The sequence below is a fragment of the Streptomyces sp. NPDC002130 genome (assembly GCF_040296465.1).
Lineage (GTDB): Bacteria > Actinomycetota > Actinomycetes > Streptomycetales > Streptomycetaceae > Streptomyces.
Map to the genome: position 1 here is coordinate 1 of NZ_JBEOXI010000785.1, position 1,507 is coordinate 1,507.

2 protein-coding genes are annotated in these 1,507 nt (G+C 60.3%); both read left to right on the forward strand.

Features of this window, described 5'->3' with window-relative positions; genetic code table 11:
• Positions 1-532, forward strand: a 532-nt coding sequence (locus ABT116_RS45500; RefSeq protein ID WP_351646954.1) for a hypothetical protein, incomplete at its 5' end; no start/stop codon positions are given.
• Positions 533-695: 163 nt separating this feature from the next.
• Positions 696-1,507: ABC transporter substrate-binding protein (locus tag ABT116_RS45505; protein WP_351646957.1), on the forward strand; the 812-nt coding region annotated here is incomplete at its 3' end.

The window sequence follows — 1,507 nt, forward strand, 5'->3', positions numbered from 1 at the left end:
CCTCCCACAATTCACGCAACCATCTTTGCTGAAACAGCAACTTCTCCATCTTGACGCTCTGCTAACGTCACGCTTCGTGGCCGGTGGATTTCCCGTGTTTCGCCTGTACTGCAACTCGGAGAGCTCACACGTATTGTGTTGCGCGCATTTTCCCGAGTTCAGCGGTTCGAGCCCGGACGAAGAGTTCAGCGTCCAGCGGAGTTTCGACCGCACCGTCGAGAAGATTCTGCGCGAGGCATCCTTCGATCCGACGACCTTGACTTTGGTCGGCGAGCAGCAGGGATATCCCGTCGGAGACCGACTGTTCGATGCGACAGTTCCGCGCACCGGGACTGTCTCATACGCGTTTCAAGAAGCCGGACCGCCGTGGATCGTTCTCGGCCTTGATGTTTCGGTGGACGAATTCTGGTCCGAGATCGATGACGACGAAGACCTCCACGGTCTCGGCCCCACCTCCCCGTTGAGGTCAGTTCCAGCAACCGTGCTCACGGAGACCGAGTGGCCACGACGAAGTGACCTCGACTCCCCGTGAACTGAACCAAAACTTCAACCTTCGTGAAATCGAACAAAAATCCGCCCGATTTTCGTGAAGATCGACCGAGATGCCCGTCACGTCCTACGCCAAGATTTAGCGGTCACACTCGACTGCGCCCTCACGATTCGTCCCGGGGCCCCGGCTCCTTCACGGAGGCACAATGAAACACCGCTCCTATTCGACGCTTGCCGCGACCGCGGGGCTCGCGCTCGTGTTGTCGGCTTGCAGCTCGGGAGGCACGTCCTCGGGCTCTGGCGGCGGTGAGCCTCTTACAGACGGAACCTTCCGGTACGCGTTGCAGGGCGATCCGGGTGCACTCAACCCGATCATGTCCGGCTCTGCGGCAACCGCGGAAATCTCGAAGCTGGCGTACGACTCCCTCGTCTACCAGGATCCCGAAACCAGTGAATTCAAACCATGGTTGGCCGAGAAGTGGGAAGAAACGCCGACCTCCGCGTCCTTCACCATTCGTGAAGGCGTGACCTGTACCGACGGGTCGACGCTGACCGCACAGACCGTCGCAAACAACATCAACTTCGTTGCCGACCCGGCCAAAGGTTCACAACAACGCGGCACCACAGTTCCCATCGGCGCTTCAGCCACTGCCGATCTCGCCACCCGCACCATCACGGTCACCACTCCGGCGCCGACCCCGTTCCTCCTCCTCACCATCAGTCGCCTCCCGATCATGTGCGACGCCGGACTCGAGGATCCGACCGCCTCGAACAACAAATCGCTGGGCTCCGGAATGTTCGAAGTCACCGAGGTCTCGGCCAATGACCACTACACGTTCGAGCGTCGTGACGGTTACAGCTGGGGGCCCGACGACACCACCTCCGACACACCGGGTGTCCCCAAGACAGTCATTGCTGTCATGGCACCCAATGTCAGCACCGCAGCAAACCAGCTTCTCTCAGGCGAACTGAGCGCATCTCCGATCGCCGGTCCGGACAAGGATCGCATCGATGCCGA